Below are 15,096 nucleotides of genomic sequence, written 5' to 3'. Positions count from 1 at the left end.
CCGCGTACCGTCAGGCGCGGGCGGACGAGTTCAGGAGCGAGGCCAGGGCGGCCAGGACGCTCGGGTCGATCCGGTAGTACACCCAGGTGCGTCGGCGCTGGGAGGTCAGCAGGCCCGCCTCGCGCAGCTTCTTGAGGTGGTGGGAGACCGTCGGCTGGGAGACGCCCACGTCCGCGATGTCGCAGACGCATGCCTCGCCCGCGGGGTGGGACGCCACACGGGACAGCAACCGCAGCCGAACGGGGTCGGACAGCGCCTTGAAGAGGTTGGCCAGTCGCTCGGCGTCCAGCGTCGAGAGCTCCGCCGAGGTGAGCGGAGAGCAACAGGGCACCACCCCTTGGGAGGGAAGGGCGACCTCGGGAACCGTACTCAGGTTCGACATTCTTCTATTTTTGCATGTATCGAATCACGGCCGCAATGGGTTCGACCGCACCGAGGTGCCGAGGGCGATCAGCGCCGCGGCGGCCCCGAGTGCGGCGAGCGCGCCGAAGAGCGGGGGCGTGCCGCCGAGGGGTGGCGCGAGGACGGCGGCGGCGAACGGCGCGAGGGCCGAGGCCGTCATGGCGGGTGCGCCGAGGATGCCGGAGAGCCTGCCGTAGTGGGTGGTTCCCCAGCGGTCGGTGATGGCGGTGGCCTGGAGGAGGGTGAGGTTGCCGCGGACCACGCCGGCCGCGACCGACATCGTGATCAGCAGCCCGTAGGGCCCCGGGGTGAGGGCCAGGGTGGCGGTGGTCAGGGCGCCGAAGGCGACGAGGACGGCGGTACGGGTGGTGGTGGAGGTGTGGCGGGCGAGGGTGGCGTAGAGGGTGCGGCCGAGGGTCTGGCCGGCGCCGCCGAGGCCGAGGGCCCAGGCGGCCTGGCTCGTGGTGTATCCGCGTTCGAGCAGGAGCGGGACGAGGCTGAAGACGACCGCGTACATCGCGAACGCCGAGAGCGTGAACGCGAGGGCGAGCAGCAGGAAGGGCCGGCTGCGGGTCACCGTCCTCGGCGTCCCGTCGCTGTGGGCGGGTGTGGCCGGTGCCGGTGGCCAGGGTGCTTTCAGGGCGAGAGCGTGGGCGGGGATCGTCACGGCGGCGAGGATCGCGGCGAGTACGAGATAGGTCGTCCGCCAGGTCAGATGCTCGGCGAGGGCGGCGGTGAGGGGTGCGAAGACGGTGGAGGCGAGGCCGCCGGCGAGGGTGACGATCGTGAGGGCGCGGACGTGGTCGGGGGCCCACCAGCGGGTGAGGGCGGCGAACGCGGGCGGGTAGAAGGTCGCGGCCATCGCGAATCCGGCCAGGGCCCAACCGGCGAAGAACACGGGCAGGCCGGGGGCCAGGGCCACGACGACCAGGCTGACGGCGCCGGCGGCGGAGCCCGCGGTCATGACCGTGCGGGGGCCATGGCGGTCGATGACGCGGCCGACGCGGATCCCGGCGATGCCGGAGACGATGAGCGCGAGGGAGAAGGCCGCCGTGGTGACGGTGGCGGACCAGCCGGTGGAGGCGGTGATCCGCGGGTTGAGGACGGGGAAGGCGTAGTAGACGATGCCCCAGCTGGTGATCTGGGTGGCGCACAGTGCGGGCAGCACGGCGTGGGGCCGCGACCGGTCCTCGGATTCGGTCGCGGCCCCGCTCGTACGGGTGCCCAGGTCGGTCACGAGCCGCAGGACGGCGCCGGCGAGGTGGTGCCGAGCTGGATCAGCTCGGGGGCGGGGCCGCAGCAGCCGCCGCCGTCGGCGGCCTCGCCGTCCTTGGCTTCCGGGGTGACCGGCTGGTCGAAGAGGCCCGCGCCGCCGCAGACGCCGGTCTCCGGGAGGACGAGCTCGACGCGCGCGGCCGCCTCGTGGTCGCCCGCGAGGGCGGCGGCGACGGAGCGGACCTGCTCGTAGCCGGTCAGGGCGAGGAACGTGGGTGCCCGCCCGTAGGACTTCATGCCGACCAGGTAGACGCCCTCCTCGGGGTGCGAGAGCTCCTTGACGCCGTGCGGGTAGACGCTGCCGCAGGAGTGCTGGTTGGGGTCGATCAGCGGGGCCAGCTCGACGGGCGCCTGGAGGCGCTCGTCCAGGGCGAGTCGGAGCTCGTCGAGGAACGACAGGTCGGGGCGGAAGCCGGTCAGGACGATGACCTCGTCGACCGGGTCGAGACGGCGCCCGTCCTCGGAGACCAGGACGAGCCGCTCTCCGTCGCGCTCGATCGCGTCGGTGCGGAAGCCGGTGACGGCGTCGGCGTGCCCTTCGTCGACGGCGGCCTTGGCGGCGAGTCCGAGGGCCCCGCGGGCGGGCAGCTGATCGGCGGTGCCGCCGCCGAAGGTGGAGCCGGAGATGCCCCGGCGCAGGATCCAGGTGGCGTGCGTCCCGGCGCCGTCCTTCGACTTCGCGAGGTCGGCGAGGAGGGCCAGGGCCGTGAAGGCGGAGGCGCCGGAACCGACGACGGCGGTGCGCTTCCCGGCGTAACGGGCCCGGGTGGAGGCGTCGTTCAGGTCCGGAACGCGGTAGGAGACGCGGTCGGCCGCCGCCTTCTCGCCGAGCGCGGGAAGGCCGTCGCCGCCGGCCGGGCCGGGGGCGGCCCAGGTGCCGGAGGCGTCGATGACGGCGCGGGCGAGGAGCCGCTCCTCGCGCCCGTCGGCGTGCTGGACGTGGACGGTGAACGGCTGGGTCTCACGCTCGGCGTCGACGACCCGGTCGCGTCCGGCGCGGGAGACGCCGGTGACCCGGGCCCCGGTGCGGACGCGCTCGCCGAGGGCGTCCGCGAGCGGCTGAAGGTACTGCCCGGCCCAGTCGCCGCCCGTCGGATACGTCTTCGCGTCGGGCTTGACCCAGCCGGTCGGGGCCAGGAGCTTCTCGGCCGCCGGGTCGGTGACCTCGCTCCAGGTGGAGAAGAGCCGCACGTGGGCCCACTCCCGAACAGCGGCGCCGGCGGTCGCTCCGGCTTCGAGGACGAGCGGTTCGATACCGCGATCGACGAGGTGGGCGGCGGCGGCCAGGCCGGCGGGCCCGGCACCGATCACGATGACGGGCGGCTGCTCAGTGGCGTTGGCGTTCACGGGGGTCCCCTTTGTTACTTCGACAACCGTCGATCTCTTGCTCTCAGAATGGCACCTGAATCGATGGTCGTCAACATAGATGAATATCGATTCCAGGAGGGGCCTGGATGGCCTCGACGGCCTCTCCCTACTGGTTTGACGTGTGTCAACATAGATGTATGTCGAATGTGAAGGCGCTTCCCGTCCTGGACCCCGAGGTCGAGCCGTGCTGCCCGCCGCTGGCCGAGCGTCCCCTGACGGCCGAGGAGGCCGAGCGGACCGCGGTCATGTTCAAGGCGCTCGGCGATCCGGTCCGGTTGCGGCTGTTCTCGGCCGTCGCCTCGCACGAGGGCGGTGAGGCGTGCGTCTGCGACATCTCCGACGTCGGCGTCTCCCAGCCCACGGTCTCCCACCACCTGAAGAAGCTGAAGGAGGCGGGACTGCTGTCCTCGGAGCGGCGCGGCACCTGGGTCTACTACCGCGTCGAGCCCGCCGTCCTGGCCGCGATGGGTGCGCTGCTGACCCAGGCCGCGGCGGTGTGAGCCGGGCTGTACGGGTGACGGCGCTGACGGCCGCCCTTGCGTGGGCCGCCCGCCGCCCGCTCTGACCGCTTCCACCGGTCGTCCCGTGACGGGTGTGACGCCTGAGCTTCGAGCCTCCACGCCCCCTGACGTGCCTGCTTCGATGTATGTCAACATGACGGCATGTCACACACTCCTTGGCTGCCGCCCATCGAGATCGAGGCCCTGCGTACGCCGTTGGCCGAGCGTCCCTTGTCGGCGACGGAGGCCGAGCGGACGGCGAGGATGTTCCACGCCCTCGGCAACCCGATCCGCCTGCGGCTCCTGTCGGCGATCGCGTCGGACGAGAGCGGGGAGTCGTGCGTGTGCGCGGTCTCGGATGTGGGGGTGTCCCTGCCGACCGTGTCGCATCACCTGAAGAAGCTCAAGGAAGTGGGCCTGCTGTCGTCCGAGCGGCGCGGCACCTGGGTCTACTACCGCCTCGAACCCGCGGTGCTGGCCGCGATGGGCTGGCTGCTGGTGCGGGCCGCGTCCACGTGACGCCCTGTCGGCTGCCGTACCCGAGGGGGCCGGCAGCCGACAGGGCGCGGCTGCGGAGGGGGCGCGGTGGACTACCGCTGCGCGGCGGCGAGCTTCGGCGCGGTGAACCTCTTGCGCCAGGCCAGGGACACGTACACCAGCGCGACCAGCACCGGGACCTCGATGAGAGGGCCGACGACGCCGGAGAGGGCCTGGCCGGAGGTGACGCCGAAGGTGGCGATGGCGACGGCGATGGCGAGCTCGAAGTTGTTGCCGGCGGCGGTGAACGCGAGGGTGGCGGTGCGGTCGTAGTGCAGGCCGATGGCCTTGCCGAGCGCGAAGGTGCCGAACCACATCACGGCGAAGTACACCAGGAGCGGCAGTGCGATCCGCACGGCGTCGAGCGGCTGCGAGGTGATGGTCCTCCCCTGGAGGGCGAAGAGGATGACGATCGTGAACAGCAGGCCGTACAGGGCCCAGGGGCCGATCTTCGGCAGGAACCTCTGCTCGTACGTCTCGCGGCCCAGCTTCTTCTCGCCGATGCGGCGGGTGAGGAAGCCGGCGGCGAGAGGGACGCCGAGGAAGATGACGACGTTGAGCGCGATCTTCCACATGGAGATGTCGAGCGCCTCACCCTGGCCGAGGCCCAGCCACCCGGGGAGGAGGTCGAGGTAGAACCAGCCGAGCAGGCCGAAGGCCAGGACCTGGAAGACGCTGTTGAGGGCTACCAGGACGGCGGCGGCCTCGCGGTCCCCGCAGGCGAGGTCGTTCCAGATGATGACCATGGCGATGCAGCGGGCGAGGCCCACGATGATGAGGCCGGTGCGGTACTCGGGGAGGTCCGGCAGGAAGATCCACGCCAGGGCGAACATCACCGCCGGGCCGAGCACCCAGTTGATGACGAGGGACGACACCATGAGCTTCCGGTCGCCCGTCACGGCGTCGAGGCGGTCGTAGCGGACCTTCGCCAGGACCGGGTACATCATGATCAGCAGCCCGACGGCGATCGGCAGCGAGATCCCGCCGATCTCGACCTTGGCCAGGGCGTCGTCGAGGCCGGGGATCAGGCGGCCGAGGCCGAGGCCGAGGGCCATGGCGAGCAGGATCCATACGGCGAGGAATCGGTCGAGCGTCGACAGCTTCGCGACCACCGACTGTTCGTCGGCGGTGGTCGCGGGAGCGTTGGGGGTCACGGACAGGCCCTCTTGTTCTCGGCAGCGGTACGGGCGGACTCGGCGAGCTCGGCGAACTGGGCGGCGAGCCGGGCGATGACGTCAGGACGGAGCCGGTAGTACGTGAAGCGCCCGCACGGCTCGGTCTCCACGACCCCGGCGTCGCGCAGCACTCTCAGGTGGTTGGAGAGATTGGTCTGCCGGGCGCCGGTCTCCTCCACGAGGTGGGTGGTGCACAGCGTCTCGCGGGCGAGCAGGGTCACGATCTGAAGCCGCAGGGGATCACCCAGCACCCGCATCAGTTCAGTGTCGACTGACATCATCATGTGCTGATACTCTCACATCATTCCTGACTGACACCAGCCTGAACTGAATCATGGTTCCCGTGAAGGAGGCGCTGCCCGTGTCCACCGGCACGCCGCGCGGCCACGGGCCGTTACCCCGGCCCTGACGATGCCGTCGTAGCCGTCGTAGCCGTCGTAGCCGTCGTAGCCGTCGTAGCCGTCGTAGCCGTCGTCCCCGGCGCGCCCCGTACGCCCTCGACGCCCGGCGTCCCCTCACGGCCTGCCCACGGCCCGGCACGTGATCTCCGCACCACCGCACCACCGAGCCACCGCGCCACTGAGCCACCGCGCCACCGCACCAAAGGAACACCCCCATGCCTGCCTCCCCGCTCGCCTCCGTCCTCTTCGTCTGCGTCCACAACGCGGGCCGCTCCCAGATGGCCGCCGGCTTCCTCGGCCACCTCGCCGGTGACCGCGTCGAGGTCCGCTCCGCCGGTTCGCTGCCCGCAGACCGGATCAACCCGTCGGCAATCGAGGCCATGGCAGAGCTCGGCATCGACATCACGGGCCAGGAGCCCAAGGTCCTGACCACCGAGGCCGTCCAGGCGTCCGACTACGTCATCACCATGGGCTGCGGGGACGCCTGCCCGATCTTCCCGGGCAAGAAGTACCTGAACTGGGAACTGGAGGACCCGGCCGGAAAGGGCGTGGAGGCCGTCCGCCCGATCCGCGACCGGATCCGGTCCCGGATCGAAGCGCTCATCGCCGACATCGACGCACGCCAGGAGGCATGACCCCCTGCCCCCCTGGCCACCCCCACCGAGCTCGACAACCTCCCCGGTTCGGCGACCGGCGACCGGCGACGACTGCCCCGGCCGCTTCCCGTACGTGCGCACGGCCACCGGAAGTAAGCTGCCGAGGCGTCACCCGATCGCCGGCCACGAGAGAGGGAAGTCCCCGACATGAGCAGGACGTTCGACGTTGTGGTGATCGGCGGGGGCCAGGCCGGACTGGCCGCGGGATACCACCTGCGCCGGGCCAAGCTGGACTTCGTCGTCCTCGACGCGGGGACGGTACCGGGCGGCGCCTGGCGGCACGCCTGGGACTCCCTCCACCTGTTCTCGCCGGCGACCTACTCCTCCCTCCCCGGCCGGATCATGCCCCCCCAGCCGGGGGAGCCGTTCCCGGAAGCGCGGCACGTCGTCGAGTACCTCACCGACTACGAGCAGCGCTACGAACTCCCGGTCGTCCGCCCGGTCCGGGTCCGCGGCGTGCACGACGAAGGCGAACTCCTGCGCGTGGAAACCGACTCCGGCACCTGGCACGCCCGCGCGGTCATCAGCGCGACCGGCACCTGGTCGCGCCCCTTCATGCCCGCCGTCCCGGGCCGCGACACCTTCCAGGGGCGCCAGCTCCACACCGTCGAGTACCGAGGCCCCCACGACTTCGCGGGCCAACGGGTCATCGTCGTCGGCGGCGGCAACTCCGGAGCCCAGATCGCCGCCGACCTCGCGTACGACACCGACCTGACCTGGGCCACCCTCCGCGACCCCCGCTACCTCCCCGACGACATCGACGGCCGCGCCCTCTTCGACGCCGCCACCGCCCGCCGCCGCGCCCTCGACGAGGGCCGCCCCGACACCGGCGGCATCGCGTCCCTCGGCGACATCGTGGCCGTCCCGCCCGTACGGGAAGCCCGCGACGCCGGCCTCCTCAAGGCCACCCCGATGTTCGAGCGGCTCACCCCGACCGGCGTGGCGTGGCCGGACGGCATGACCGCGGACGCCGACGCCATCATCTGGTGCACGGGCTTCCGCCCCGCCCTCACCCACCTCACTCCGCTCGCTCTCCGCACCCCCGAGGGCCTGGTCCCCACCGAAGGCACCCGGTCCCTCACCGACCCCCGCGTCCACCTCCTCGGCTACGGCGACTGGACCGGCCCGGCTTCTGCCACCTTGGTGGGAGTGGGACGCACGGCGAGGGAAGCGGTCCGAGAGCTCTCCGAGATGCTGCGGTAACCACGGCTCAGACGTTCAGAAGGCGGCACCGCAAGGCGGCCTCCTTGCTTTCGACACCTTCGTCGACACCTGGGCCGACCTTCCTGGAGACTTCGGCCCCTGCTCAGGAAGCCGGCCTGCTCCGTGGGGCGGTGGCCCGGCTGTCGTCTTGTTTGACGGTGGCGGCGAGGATGCTGACGTCGTCGCGGTCCCAGTCGGCGCCATGGTCCTCGATCGCCCGGTACAGAGCGCCGACCACCGCTCGCGGGTCGGCCCCGGCGCCCGCCACGGTGGTGATGACCGCGTCCCGGCCGAGCATGACGCCGGTGCGGTCACGGGCGTCGGTGAGGCCGTCGGTGGCCAGTACGACCAGGTCGCCGGGGGCGAGCGAGCAGTCATGGACGTCCCACATGCCGTCGGGGTCGGTGATGAACGGGCCGACGACCGGGCCCGTGGTTCCGAGTTCGTCGACGGTGCCGTCGGCGCGGCGGAGCAGGACGATCTCGTGGCCGGCGTTCAGCCAGGCGAGGCGCCGTCCTCGGGGGTCCAGGACGGCGATGACGAGGGTGGTGAAGCGCTCGTCCTCGGGAGCGACGACGGCCCAGGCGGCGGCTGCCGCGGCGCGGGGATCGGGGTCGAGACGAAGGACCGCGACGACGGCGCTCTTGATCTGGACGGCGAGCAGGCCGGCGTCGGTGCCGTGGCCCGCGACGTCGCCCTGGAGGAGGACCGTGGTGCCGTCCGGCAGGGGCAGGACGTCCAGGAAGTCGCCCGCGATGACGCCCTCGGCCGTGTGGATACGCCCGCCCGTGATCACACCGGGCCCTGGGGAGTGACGGGCGTTCAGGATGCCGCGCACTCCTTCGGAGGCCGCGGCGTCGGTGCGTAGGGCCTCGCGGTCCCTGCCGGCCTGGTACTGGGACTGTTTCAGGACCCACAGGGTGTGCTCGGCCTGGCCGAGGATGCCGCCGAGCCACGGGGTGGGGCGGTGGGGATGCGGGTGGCGGGGGCGGTGTCGGCGGCGGTGCGTCCGAGGTGCGATTCGAGGTCGGCGAGCGGCAGAACGATCCTGCGCCACACGGCGAGAGCCAGGCCGCCCAGGATGAGCAGGAGAGCGGTGACGCAGCCCAGATGGAGGGTGAGCAGGGCCTTCTGGGCGGCGACAGCGTCCGCACGGTCCTGCGCCTTGTGCTCGTCGAGAGCGGCAGCCAGGGCGTCGGCGGAGGTCAGGAGGGAGTGAAGGCCGGTCTCGGGCCGGGCGAGCCAGTCGGTGAGCGCGGCGGCGAGTGCGGCGCTCTCCGGGTCCAGGCCGAGCGAGTGGGCGTCGGCGTCGATGTCCTGGGCCAGCGCCTCGATGCGGATCGCGTACGGGGCAGGCACCGGCTTCCTCCTGTCGGCGGCGGTTCTGGCCATGTCCTCGTCCGCGGCGTGGATGGCGGAGAACAGCGCGTCCACGCTGCGGCTGGCGTTGTCGGCGTGACCGCCGGTCATCCCGGTGCCGGTGTAGACCCGGAACGCGATCACGACATCCACCACGGTCAGCGCGATGGCCACGATCACGGCCGCCACCAGTGCCACTCCGGCCGACCGGAAGACGGAACGCCTTCTTGCCACGCTGCTCTCCGATCCCCAGTCCTGGCGAGGGAAGAGGGCTTCCTGGGTGGTCTGGTGGCGGTAGGACTCGGTGCTGGTCTGGATCACAAAGCGTGACCGCCGAACAGGCCAAAGGCCGTGATTAATCCGAAAGCGGCATGTTCCGCACCATCGCGCTGACTGTGGCGAGGTCGCCGACATGCTGGCCCCGGTCGAGCCCGAACCCGTTGGGCGGGTCCAGGCGTGCGGCACGACGCGGAAGCGGAGCGGTCAGCGTACGTCGGTCAGCGGACATCGTGGTCGAGGGTGCCGGCGATGCGTTCGGCGATGGCTTGTCGTAGGGCGGGGTCGAGGCGTTCGGCCGTCAGGGATTCGTACAGCCACAGCCCGTCGGCGGCCAGGCGGGCGATGAAGCGGTCGAGCACGGCGGGGTCGTCGGTGGAGGTGGGCGGGGGTGGTGCCCACCGTCCGATCACGGCGTTCCAGGGGGCCAGGTGCTCGGCGGTCGTCGCGCCTTCGAGCATGAGCAGCAGTTCGGCCCGGGTGGCGGTCTGGGTGGCGACGCGGGTGTAGGCGGCGAGTCGTTCGGCCGCGTCGGCTTCGGCGGCCGGCTTCCCTGCAACTGCCGCCATCTGCGCCTCCCACTGGTCGGCGAGGTGCTGATGGATGGCCCGGACGAGATCGTCGCGGGAGGCGAAGTGGTAGAGGAGGCCGCCCTTGGTCAGGCCGGCCTCGGCGGCGACGGAGTCGAAGGTGACACTTTTGACGCCTTCACGCTCCACGACGCGGGCGGCCGCTTCGAGGATCTGGGTACGTTTGCTGGTCCGCATGCGTGCTCCCGGTACGGTTTTCAGTGGTGCGCGGAGGCGGTCAGCGCGGATCCGGGGCCGTAACGGCGCAGGAGCAGGCCCGTGGCGACCGTGCCGACGGCGAGGACGCCGACGACCACCGTCACCACGGCGGAGTAGGCGTTGTCGAAGGCGTTCGAGGCCGCGGTGACCAGGGCGGGGTTGCTCTCGCCGGCGAGGGCGAGCGCGGCGTCGATACTGTCGCGTGCCCGGTCGGGCACTCCCGCGGGCAGGTCGATGGTCGCGCTGTAGACGGCGGTCAGGAGACTGCCGAGGAGGGCGACCGCGATGAGGCTGCCGAATTCGTAGGAGACCTCTTCGACGGAGGAGGCCATGCCGGCCCGGCGGGCGGGAACGTTGCCCATGATGGCGCTGGAGGCCACCGACATCGCCGCTCCGAGTCCCGCGCCGGTCATCACCAGACCGGTGACGAGCAGTCCCATGCTGGTGTCGAAGTTGACCAGGACCACGGCGGTGCCGGCCGTGCCGAGGGTGAGACCGCCCGCGATGATGGGCAGGAGGCCGACCTTGTGCAGGATGGCGCCGCCGATGAGGGCCGTCGGCAGCGCTCCCAGCGCGACGGAGGCGACGAGGAGCCCCGCGCGCAGGGGGGTGAAGCCTTCCACGAGCTGGAAGCGCTGGGTGGTGATCAGCTGAATGCCCGCGATGGCGAACAGGGCCAGCCCGGCGGCCAGCACACCGGCGAGGAACGCCGGGTTGCGGAAGATCGCGAAGTCCAGCAGCGGGTAGGGCAGACGGCGCTGCCGACGCGCGAACGCCCAGCCGCCCACAACGGCCGCGAGGACGGCGGTGGCGATGACGAGGGGAGCGTGGTCGACCTTCGCCGTCTCCTTGATCGCGATCACGAGACCGACGAGGGTGACGAGCGAAAGCAGCGAGGAGGGCAGGTCCCAGCGCTTGGACGGGTCCGCGTCATTGGGCGGCGCGAGGAGCAGCGTGCCGATGAGCGCCGCGATGACGACGGGAACGTTGATGAGGAACACCGACCCCCACCAGAAGCTGTTGAGCAGGACGCCGCCGACGATGGGCCCGAGTCCGCTGCCCACGACCGCCAGGCTTCCCCAGATGGCGATGGCGAGGTTGCGCTCGCGTTCGTTCTCGAACGTGACGCGGATCAGGGCCAGGGTCGCGGGCATCATCGCGGCCGCGCCCACGGCCAGGAACGCCCGAGCCGCGATCAGCGCCTCCGGGCTCGACGAGAACGAGGCCGCCAGCGAGGCGAGCCCGAAGACCACCAGCCCGATCAGGAACATCCGCCGGTGCCCCACCCGGTCTCCCAGCGTCCCGCTGCCCAGCAGCAGCCCGGCCATGACCACCGGGTAGGCGTTGATGATCCACAAGCTCTCCGAACTGCTCGCGCCCAGGTCCTCCACCAGCGTCGGCAACGCCGCGTACAGGATGGAGTTGTCCAGGGTGATCAGCAGCAGTCCCGCACTCACCACCGCGAGCAGCAGCCAGCGCCGCTTCGTACTCAAGCTCATGTCCGCATACCTCTAAAGCAGTCGAAATCCCCCATAACCGTACCTTACGAAAAGTACAGTTATGGGAGGGCCCGTTCCCCGGGGCATCCCCTCAGTCCCGCCTGACAAGCGGGGCCCGCGGCGGCCGGACTGTCGCCGTCGCCGATGTGTACGGCGGAAGAAGCCGGTGAACGCCCGGCGCTACTTCAAGCCGTCCCCCGAGGCGATCGGCGAGGTCACCAGCCTGGCTCGCGCCCGGCGGCAGCGGGCGCTGAGAGCTGGTTACCGTGTGGGTTCGGCGGGCACGATCCAGGCGCGTCGGCAGCGAGCCGTCGAGTGAGGAGACGCCATGTCCGAGACCACGCCCAACGCCAAGGGCCCCGCCACGGTGCAGATGTCGCCCGAGCAGATGGCAAACCTCGGATTGTCCCCGTCCTCCGGGGCGGTGCCCGCAGGGCCGACGTTGATCCCGGCGGACCAGGTCAAGCCCGAGGACATCGCGACCCTGTCGATCGAGTACCGGGACGGTCGCCCCGTGGTTGTCGTGAGCGGCGGGAAGTACGTCCCGGCCGAGCTCCCCGTGGTGAACAGTTCCGGCGCGGCAGCCGCAGCCCGCTTCGCCTGGACGGACGGCGTGGCCCACCTCCATGCGCCCGACCCGGTGTCCGCACCGGCCGGGTCATCCCAGCGGCGGGACCTTCTTGACCCTGACGTGCTGCTTGTCCTGTTCGCCGACGTTCCCGACCAGGTCGAACTCGCTGAGCCCCCGGAGGGGCTCTCCTTCGGGATCGAACCGCGTTCCTGAGGGGACGTGGCCGGACCCCTCAACGAGTCGGCGACCGGCGCGAACGCCACCGGGGACGTGAGGGCGGCCGGGCGGCCGTCTCACTCCTGATCCGTGGCATCCGGTTCGGGCGGCCAAGTCCCGGCACAAGAAGGTCGAGAACGTCCGCCGGTCCTTCGAGCCCTCGACGGAGGCCATCGCGGGCGCCACCAGCTCATCGGGCCGTCCCGCGCGCGCGTCCTACGGTCCCCCCAGTACAGTCAGCAGCCGCAGCCGTCCGGCGCGCTCCTCCTCGCCGCGCCGCCCGGCGCCCCAGAAGAAGATGTCGTCGTAGGCGTCCGTGCGGATGCTCATCGCCATCCGGTCCAGGGTGGAGAACGCCGGCTCCTCCAGCCCGGCCCGCGCCAACTGCTCCAGCGCCACGTTCACTAGGTCCGCCGGTCCATGTAGCGGGTGTTGAACAGCACCAGGACGCTGAGGACCGGGCCCAGCGCGCCGAACTGGTGCTCCATGCCCTCCTGGTAGTGCTGGGGGAGTTGCCCGGCACGGGCCGTGGAAGATCTTCCGGGCGAGCGAGTGGCGGCCCTCCTGGAGATTGGCCTGCGCCTTGATCTGGCGCCGGTAGGACGGCTGGTCGGCCAGGCACAGGATGTGCAGGGTCCTAACGATCCGCCCGGAGTCCGCGATGGCGTCGCCGAGTGCGGGCGGGCGGCCGTCCCGGGAGAGCATGCGGATCACGTCGTAGGCCCGCACCGCGCCGGTATGGATCGAGCGGATGATCCGCAGCACGTCCTTCCAGTTCGGCTCGATGCGCCACAGCTTCTGGCCGGGCAGGTCGGCCAGCTGCGGCGCGTAGGCGAACCCGGCCAGGTTGAGCAGGCCGAAGGCGCTGTCGGAGTACGAGGCGGTGTCGGTGACGACCATCTCCGGGCGCCGCCCGCCGTCGCGGTCGTGGAGGACGTCCAGCACGGCACGTACAGGAGTCGCGCGGGGTCCTGGCCATGATGTCCCCCCCGAGACCCGCGGCCCGGTCGTTGATCAGGTTCAGCCACGTCGCCCCGGACCGGCGCCCGCCACCGCCGGTGGAGGCGCCGAAGTACTTCGGGTTCGGCCTGGCGTACACCGATGGCACCGGCACGACAAAGCGCATGCCGTCGACGGAGGCGACCAGGCCGCCGCCCGTACCCGGGCGAGCGGGATCGACGCCTGGGCGTCGATCAGTGCCGAGTTGGCCTGCCGGTAGGTCTCCATCCGCAGGAGCGTCTGGTCGACGCGGGAAAGCCGCCCGTACTTGAGCGCGTCCGCGCCGCCCACCACCGGAGTGAAGCCGATGTTCCAGCTGTGAGCGACCAGCAGCGCCGCGAAGTGCAGCCGCCCTCGCCGTCGGCGCCTGATCCGCGCGTTCGCCGGAAGGCGGGCGGCGACCTCGCGGTAGGCGCCGTCCCGCAGCGCGGCCCGCGCGGCCAGGCGCTCGGCGGCAACCGCCGACAGGCCGAGCGAGGCCAGCGCTGTGGGCTTCACCTGCTCCCGCGCCTCGCCCGGCTCCAGGTGTGCCGCCGACAGCACTCAGTGCTTCCACGAAGCGCCCCGAAGCCGCAGCCCGGGGTGAGCTACCGGCTTGGATGAGAGGGGCACCTCCGTCGCATCGCTTCTGCAGGGGGCTGAGGCGACGCCGGCCGGTAGGGTCGGTTGCCATGACGGACGGGACGGCGGACAGTGCGGGGATCGCCTGGCGGGCGGACCGGATCGGGAGCGCGCTTCGAGGTGAGAATCCGTCGGTTCTCCGGCGGCTCGACGCGGGGTTCGCGGTCATCGGGGACGTTCAGTTTCTGCCCGGATATTCCGTACTTCTGGTGGACGACCCTGCGGTACAGCGTCTGTCCGAGCTGACGAAGGTACGCCGCTTGCGCTTTCTCTCCGACATGGACCGCCTCGGGGAAGCCGTGGAGCGGGCCTGCCGGCGGCTCGACCCCGCGTTCCGGCGAGTGAACCTGGAGATCCTCGGCAACACCGACGGTTTCCTGCACGCCCACATCTGGCCCCGGTACGAGTGGGAGCCCGCCGCTCTTGTGGGCGTGCCGGTGTGGCTCTACCCGAGAGAGCGCTGGAGCGACGAGCGGTACGCCCTCGGCCCGGGGCACGACGCTCTCCGCTCTGCGATCGGCGACGCACTCGACGACTCCGGGCCTGAGGGCGTCACGCCGCCTAGCGTGAACTCGCCGAGGAGGCAGGCGTGAACGTGGCGGAGTACCTCCTTCCCTAGATCTTGAGATCGCCCGGCAGGGGGAATTCATGATTGCGGGGGTATGCGAGGCCGAGTCATTCAGAGGCCAGGATCTCCCGTCGGGTGAGTACCGAACTGTCGGTGGGCGATGGCTCTGGGCAGTGGTCGGGGATCCGTCCTCGGCGATCTGTTCTCGGGGTGTGCGGAAGAGCTGGTCCTGGCGCACACCTTCTTCCGCCACTACGTGCCCGTCCTGATCTGCGACGAGCCGACCTCCGCGCCGGCCGAGTAACCGGTGCACGAGCGGATCCGCACGTTGGGCGTGGTCGCCGGGGCAGGTTAGAGCCAGCACGGTTCTTGCTGTTGCTGCTCGTTCGGGTGATCTGCGCGTCGCTCCCAAGCGCATCGCGGGAGCTGGCCGCTACGGTCGTCATCCACCCGCGTTGTGAGGAGTGTCGGCCATCGCTGTGTTGTCGCAGGCAATGACGCCTGTCGTCGCTGCCATGGTCCTTGCGCTGGCGACGGTGAACGCCCCGTACGCCGCTGCGGCGGCGGCCGTGCCGTGTGTCAGTGGTGAGTCTGAGACCCGGGCGGACTCGTCCGTCGACGAGGGCGAGATTCGGTGGACCGAGGCCACGAAGTACGACGACGGGCGCAAGTTCGCGAGCGG

General features: G+C 71.3%; 17 protein-coding genes and 1 pseudogene. 7 read left to right on the top strand and 11 right to left on the bottom strand.

Annotated features, from left to right (window positions below; translation table 11 throughout):
- Positions 1-10: 10 nt before the first annotated feature.
- The 3 genes from AB0Q96_RS28260 to AB0Q96_RS28250 are packed head-to-tail and all read right to left on the bottom strand — an operon-like array spanning position 11 to position 3,024.
- Complete coding sequence (locus AB0Q96_RS28260; protein WP_365330266.1) at positions 11-382, bottom strand: metalloregulator ArsR/SmtB family transcription factor; 372 nt, start codon at positions 380-382, stop codon at positions 11-13.
- A 24-nt stretch (positions 383-406) separates the two neighbouring features.
- Positions 407-1,639: an MFS transporter gene (locus AB0Q96_RS28255; protein WP_365330264.1), complete on the bottom strand. Its 1,233-nt coding sequence runs from the start codon at positions 1,637-1,639 to the stop codon at positions 407-409.
- On the bottom strand, positions 1,636-3,024 hold the full coding sequence (locus tag AB0Q96_RS28250) for an NAD(P)-binding domain-containing protein (protein WP_365330262.1): 1,389 nt from the start codon (positions 3,022-3,024) through the stop codon (positions 1,636-1,638). The genes AB0Q96_RS28255 and AB0Q96_RS28250 overlap by 4 nt, the downstream gene beginning before the upstream one ends.
- A 158-nt stretch (positions 3,025-3,182) precedes the next feature.
- Between AB0Q96_RS28250 and AB0Q96_RS28245 the strand changes: the two genes are divergently transcribed.
- The gene (locus AB0Q96_RS28245) at positions 3,183-3,545 is read left to right on the top strand and encodes a metalloregulator ArsR/SmtB family transcription factor (protein ID WP_365330260.1); all 363 of its coding nucleotides are present in this window, start codon (positions 3,183-3,185) and stop codon (positions 3,543-3,545) included.
- 162 nt (positions 3,546-3,707) lie between these two features.
- Complete coding sequence (locus AB0Q96_RS28240; protein ID WP_365330258.1) at positions 3,708-4,064, top strand: metalloregulator ArsR/SmtB family transcription factor; 357 nt, start codon at positions 3,708-3,710, stop codon at positions 4,062-4,064.
- Between the two features lie 71 nt (positions 4,065-4,135).
- Here AB0Q96_RS28240 and arsB read toward each other — a convergent pair whose 3' ends face one another.
- On the bottom strand, positions 4,136-5,242 hold the full coding sequence (arsB, locus tag AB0Q96_RS28235; RefSeq protein WP_365330457.1) for an ACR3 family arsenite efflux transporter: 1,107 nt from the start codon (positions 5,240-5,242) through the stop codon (positions 4,136-4,138).
- Positions 5,233-5,541: a metalloregulator ArsR/SmtB family transcription factor gene (locus AB0Q96_RS28230; protein WP_365330256.1), complete on the bottom strand. Its 309-nt coding sequence runs from the start codon at positions 5,539-5,541 to the stop codon at positions 5,233-5,235. Before AB0Q96_RS28230 ends, arsB begins: the two co-directional genes overlap by 10 nt.
- Before the next feature lie 332 nt (positions 5,542-5,873).
- Between AB0Q96_RS28230 and AB0Q96_RS28225 the strand changes: the two genes are divergently transcribed.
- Both AB0Q96_RS28225 and AB0Q96_RS28220 read left to right on the top strand, forming a co-directional pair.
- On the top strand, positions 5,874-6,293 hold the full coding sequence (locus AB0Q96_RS28225; RefSeq protein WP_365330254.1) for an arsenate reductase ArsC: 420 nt from the start codon (positions 5,874-5,876) through the stop codon (positions 6,291-6,293).
- A 168-nt stretch (positions 6,294-6,461) separates the two neighbouring features.
- A complete protein-coding gene (locus AB0Q96_RS28220; protein ID WP_365330252.1) occupies positions 6,462-7,517 on the top strand; it encodes an ArsO family NAD(P)H-dependent flavin-containing monooxygenase in 1,056 nt (351 codons plus the stop codon).
- Between the two features lie 103 nt (positions 7,518-7,620).
- Here the strand turns inward: AB0Q96_RS28220 and AB0Q96_RS28215 are convergent, their stop codons facing one another.
- From AB0Q96_RS28215 to AB0Q96_RS28200, 4 genes are all read right to left on the bottom strand, one after another.
- Positions 7,621-8,313, bottom strand: a complete 693-nt coding sequence (locus AB0Q96_RS28215) for a PP2C family protein-serine/threonine phosphatase (protein ID WP_365330250.1) — start codon at positions 8,311-8,313, stop codon at positions 7,621-7,623.
- 110 nt (positions 8,314-8,423) lie between these two features.
- Positions 8,424-9,197, bottom strand: coding sequence for a hypothetical protein (locus AB0Q96_RS28210; protein ID WP_365330248.1), 774 nt, complete (start codon positions 9,195-9,197; stop codon positions 8,424-8,426).
- 176 nt (positions 9,198-9,373) lie between these two features.
- The gene (locus AB0Q96_RS28205; protein ID WP_365330246.1) at positions 9,374-9,919 is read right to left on the bottom strand and encodes a TetR/AcrR family transcriptional regulator; all 546 of its coding nucleotides are present in this window, start codon (positions 9,917-9,919) and stop codon (positions 9,374-9,376) included.
- Between the two features lie 20 nt (positions 9,920-9,939).
- Positions 9,940-11,439 (bottom strand): MFS transporter, encoded by a 1,500-nt coding sequence (locus AB0Q96_RS28200; RefSeq protein ID WP_365330244.1) that lies wholly within the window; start codon positions 11,437-11,439, stop codon positions 9,940-9,942.
- A gap of 328 nt (positions 11,440-11,767) precedes the next feature.
- Here AB0Q96_RS28200 and AB0Q96_RS28195 point away from each other — a divergent pair, with 328 nt between their 5' ends.
- Positions 11,768-12,223 carry a hypothetical protein gene (locus AB0Q96_RS28195; protein ID WP_365330242.1) on the top strand — a complete coding sequence of 152 codons (456 nt, stop codon included), beginning with the start codon at positions 11,768-11,770 and terminating at the stop codon, positions 12,221-12,223.
- 219 nt (positions 12,224-12,442) lie between these two features.
- Here the strand turns inward: AB0Q96_RS28195 and AB0Q96_RS28190 are convergent, their stop codons facing one another.
- Positions 12,443-12,631, bottom strand: a complete 189-nt coding sequence (locus AB0Q96_RS28190) for a hypothetical protein (RefSeq protein WP_365330240.1) — start codon at positions 12,629-12,631, stop codon at positions 12,443-12,445.
- Between the two features lie 11 nt (positions 12,632-12,642).
- Positions 12,643-13,783: pseudogene (locus tag AB0Q96_RS28185) on the bottom strand (Tn3 family transposase); the annotation flags it as partial.
- A gap of 113 nt (positions 13,784-13,896) precedes the next feature.
- Between AB0Q96_RS28185 and AB0Q96_RS28180 the strand changes: the two are divergent.
- Positions 13,897-14,439: a diadenosine tetraphosphate hydrolase gene (locus AB0Q96_RS28180; protein ID WP_365330238.1), complete on the top strand. Its 543-nt coding sequence runs from the start codon at positions 13,897-13,899 to the stop codon at positions 14,437-14,439.
- Between the two features lie 135 nt (positions 14,440-14,574).
- On the top strand, positions 14,575-14,718 hold the full coding sequence (locus AB0Q96_RS28175) for a hypothetical protein (RefSeq protein WP_365330236.1): 144 nt from the start codon (positions 14,575-14,577) through the stop codon (positions 14,716-14,718).
- Positions 14,719-15,096: the final 378 nt, after the last annotated feature.

The sequence above is a fragment of the Streptomyces sp. NPDC093111 genome, assembly GCF_040683955.1.
Classification (GTDB): domain Bacteria; phylum Actinomycetota; class Actinomycetes; order Streptomycetales; family Streptomycetaceae; genus Streptomyces.
Note: the sequence above shows the minus strand (reverse complement) of the source record. Positions and strands in the feature narration are given on the sequence as shown.

Excerpts from the sequence above, each read along its gene's own strand:
- AB0Q96_RS28260 (WP_365330266.1), bottom strand. The coding sequence starts at position 382 with ATGTCGAACCTGAGTACGGTTCCCGAGGTCGCCCTTCCCTCCCAAGGG.
- AB0Q96_RS28245 (WP_365330260.1), top strand. The coding sequence starts at position 3,183 with ATGTCGAATGTGAAGGCGCTTCCCGTCCTGGACCCCGAGGTCGAGCCG.
- AB0Q96_RS28240 (WP_365330258.1), top strand. The coding sequence starts at position 3,708 with ATGTCACACACTCCTTGGCTGCCGCCCATCGAGATCGAGGCCCTGCGT.
- AB0Q96_RS28230 (WP_365330256.1), bottom strand. The coding sequence starts at position 5,541 with ATGATGATGTCAGTCGACACTGAACTGATGCGGGTGCTGGGTGATCCC.
- AB0Q96_RS28225 (WP_365330254.1), top strand. The coding sequence starts at position 5,874 with ATGCCTGCCTCCCCGCTCGCCTCCGTCCTCTTCGTCTGCGTCCACAAC.
- AB0Q96_RS28220 (WP_365330252.1), top strand. The coding sequence starts at position 6,462 with ATGAGCAGGACGTTCGACGTTGTGGTGATCGGCGGGGGCCAGGCCGGA.
- AB0Q96_RS28205 (WP_365330246.1), bottom strand. The coding sequence starts at position 9,919 with ATGCGGACCAGCAAACGTACCCAGATCCTCGAAGCGGCCGCCCGCGTC.
- AB0Q96_RS28200 (WP_365330244.1), bottom strand. The coding sequence starts at position 11,439 with ATGAGCTTGAGTACGAAGCGGCGCTGGCTGCTGCTCGCGGTGGTGAGT.
- AB0Q96_RS28195 (WP_365330242.1), top strand. The coding sequence starts at position 11,768 with ATGTCCGAGACCACGCCCAACGCCAAGGGCCCCGCCACGGTGCAGATG.
- AB0Q96_RS28180 (WP_365330238.1), top strand. The coding sequence starts at position 13,897 with ATGACGGACGGGACGGCGGACAGTGCGGGGATCGCCTGGCGGGCGGAC.
- AB0Q96_RS28175 (WP_365330236.1), top strand. The coding sequence starts at position 14,575 with ATGGCTCTGGGCAGTGGTCGGGGATCCGTCCTCGGCGATCTGTTCTCG.